The 2,636-nt window shown below is 77.8% G+C and carries 3 protein-coding genes; all 3 read right to left on the reverse strand.

Annotation, left to right across the window (positions count from 1 at the left end; translation table 11 throughout):
* The coding region (locus ACIQOV_RS36525) for an AMP-binding protein (protein ID WP_401055106.1) at positions 1-416 on the reverse strand (416 nt) is incomplete at its 3' end.
* A 5-nt stretch (positions 417-421) separates the two neighbouring features.
* Positions 422-1,288, reverse strand: a complete 867-nt coding sequence (locus ACIQOV_RS36530; RefSeq protein WP_401055107.1) for a MaoC/PaaZ C-terminal domain-containing protein — start codon at positions 1,286-1,288, stop codon at positions 422-424.
* Positions 1,285-2,520 (reverse strand): beta-ketoacyl-[acyl-carrier-protein] synthase family protein, encoded by a 1,236-nt coding sequence (locus tag ACIQOV_RS36535; RefSeq protein ID WP_401055108.1) that lies wholly within the window; start codon positions 2,518-2,520, stop codon positions 1,285-1,287. The genes ACIQOV_RS36530 and ACIQOV_RS36535 overlap by 4 nt, the downstream gene beginning before the upstream one ends.
* Positions 2,521-2,636 lie beyond the last annotated feature (116 nt).

Raw genomic sequence — 2,636 nt, forward strand, 5'->3', positions numbered from 1 at the left:
GTGTCCTGGCCGAGGGGGGCGAGCAGGCGCCGGGCGCCGGCCTGGGCGAAGAGGGCGGCCAGCAGGGCGGGGGCGAGCTGCGGGGAGGGCAGCAGGAAGGGCCGGCGTTCCATCAGGCAGGCCAGCACCAGGGCGATCGCGCCGGGCGACTTGACGGCGTACAGGCCCACCGGCTCCCCCGGCGCCAGCCGCAGGGCCTTCAGGCGGGCGCGTTCGGCCTCGGCGGCCTCGGCGAGCTCGCCGTAGGTGACGGTGTGCTCGTGCCACAGCAGGGCCGGGGCGGTGGGGCGGGTGCGGGCGTGGGCGGTGAACGCGTCGGGCAGCGCCAGCGGCGGCGCGCCCGTCGCGTTCGTGCCGGTCGCGGGGTTCGTGCCGGTGCCGGCTGCGGGGTTCGTGCCGGTGGGGTTCGTGGTCACGGGGTTCACTCCCCCGCCGGTGCGATGCGCGCCCAGCCGGCCTTGACGGCGGTGCCGGTGTCGGTGGCGATGGTGAAGCGCACCACGGTGCCCCGGTCGTGGGGCCGCAGGGTCAGGCGCAGTTCGGTGCCGGGCACGGTGGGGGCGGCGAAGCGGGCGCCGAGGGCGGTGACGCGGGCGGGGTCGCCGTCGGCGTGCAGGTCGGTGATCCGTTCGGCGGCCAGGGCGACCAGGTGCATGCCGTGGGCGATGGCGGTGGGGAAGCCGGCCGCCCTGGCGGCGTCCTCGTCGAGGTGGATGGGGTTGAGGTCGCCGGAGGCGTGGGCGTAGGCGGTGGTGTCGGCGGCGCTCAGGACGTGGGTGGAGACGTGGCCGGTGCCGTCGGGGGCGGTGCCGGGGTGGGCGGCGGCGGGCAGGGCGCCGTGGGGTTCGGTGCGGGTGGCGCCCAGCAGGAGGGCGGCGGTGGCGAGGTCGGCGACGGGGGCGCCGGTGGCGGCGTCGGTGAGGCGGGTGGTCAGGGCCAGGCGGGTGCCGCGGGCCTCGCGGCGCACCGCGGTGACCTCGACGGCGATGTCGAGGTCGCCCGGGGCGAGGGGGGCGTGGGTGTGGATCTCCTGGGCGAGGTGGACCACGCCGGTGAAGCCCGGGTCGCCGGCGGTCAGGGCGGTGACGGTGTGCTGGGCGAGGGCGTGGGCGGCGACGAAGGGGTGTGCGGGGCTGGCCCCGTCGCGCCGCGGGGCGCCCAGGTGGGCGCGGGCGGCGGCGCGGTAGGCCGTCAGGTCCTGCGCGCGGATGTGCAGGCGGGTGCGCGGGACGGGTCCCGGCGCCGCGGTGGTCGCGGCGGGGGCGGGGGCGGTCGTGGGTGGGGTCATAGCGGGGTCACCACCAGGGTCGTGTTGTGGCCGCCGAAGCCGAACGAGTTGGACAGGGCCGCGCCGGCGCGGATCGGGCGCGGCGCGGTGTGCACGACGTCGAGGTCCAGGCCCTCTTCGGTCTTCTCGTGGTTGGCGGTGGGAGGGACGGTGCGCTCGTTCATGGCCTCGATGGCGGTGATCAGCTCGACGGCGCCGGCGGCGCCGATCAGGTGGCCGATGGCGCCCTTGGTGGAGGTGACCGGCACGCCGTGGGGGCCGAACACGGCGCGCAGGGCGGCGGCCTCGGCCCGGTCGTTGTGCACGGTGGAGGTGCCGTGGGCGTTGACGTGGGCGATGTCGCCGGGGGCCAGGCCCGCGTCGGCGAGGGCGGCGCGCATCGCGGCGACGGCGCCGGCGCCGTCGGGGCGCGGGTTGGACAGGTGGTAGGCGTCCGCGCTGGCCCCGTACCCGGCGAGCAGCGCGTACGGGGTGCGGCGGCGGGCGCGGGCGTCGTCCAGGCGTTCCAGGACGAGGAAGCCGGCGCCCTCGCCCATCACGAAGCCGTCGCGGTCGGCGTCGAAGGGCCGTGAGGCGCGGGCGGGTTCGTCGTTGCGCAGGGAGTGCGCGCCGAGGTTGCCGAACGCGGCCAGGGTCACCGGGGTCAAGGTGGCCTCGCAGCCGCCGGCGATCACCACGTCCGCGCGTCCGCTTTCCAGCAGCAGTGCCGCGTGGCCGATCGCGTCCGCGCTGGAGGCGCAGGTGGTGGCGATGGTCAGTGCCGGGCCGCTCCAGTGCAGGCGCATCGCGATCTGGGCGGCGGCGGCGTTGGGCATGGTGACCAGCGGCATCAGCGGGGAGACCCGCAGCGGGCCGTGCTGGGTGTACAGCGCGGACTCGCGGTCGCTGGTGGTGCGGCCGCCCACGGCGGTGCCGACCACGACGGCGCTGCGCCCGGGTTCGGGCTCGGGGTGGCCGGCGTCGGCGTGGGCGGCCAGGGCGGCGAGGGTGCCGTAGCGGGCGAAGGGGTCCAGGCGGCGGGCGTCCTTGGCGGGCAGTTGCGCGGTGTCGGGCGGGTCGGTGACGCGGCAGCCCAGGCGCACCCGGTGGCGGGCCAGGGCGGGGTCGGTCAGGGCGGTGGCGGTGGAGCGCCCGGAGGCGACGGTGCGCCACAGGTCCTCGACGCCGTGGCCGGCGGGGCTGACCACGCCGAGGCCGGTGACGGCGATCGGCGGCCGGTGGTGGGGGGCCATGGCTTCGTCTCCTTCGCGCTGCACGCGGGCGGCCCGGCGGTGATGTACACCGAACTCGCCGGCGTCGGCGGCGGCATCATCCCCTCCGCCATGACCGCCCCCGGCTTCCCGAAGCC

Origin of the sequence: Kitasatospora sp. NPDC091257 (assembly GCF_044757675.1) — a bacterium.
GTDB lineage: Bacteria > Actinomycetota > Actinomycetes > Streptomycetales > Streptomycetaceae > Kitasatospora > Kitasatospora lactacystinica.

Coding starts and splice junctions, on each gene's coding strand:
- ACIQOV_RS36535 (WP_401055108.1), bottom strand. CDS start 2,520: ATGGCCCCCCACCACCGGCCGCCGATCGCCGTCACCGGCCTCGGCGTG.
- ACIQOV_RS36530 (WP_401055107.1), bottom strand. CDS start 1,288: ATGACCCCACCCACGACCGCCCCCGCCCCCGCCGCGACCACCGCGGCG.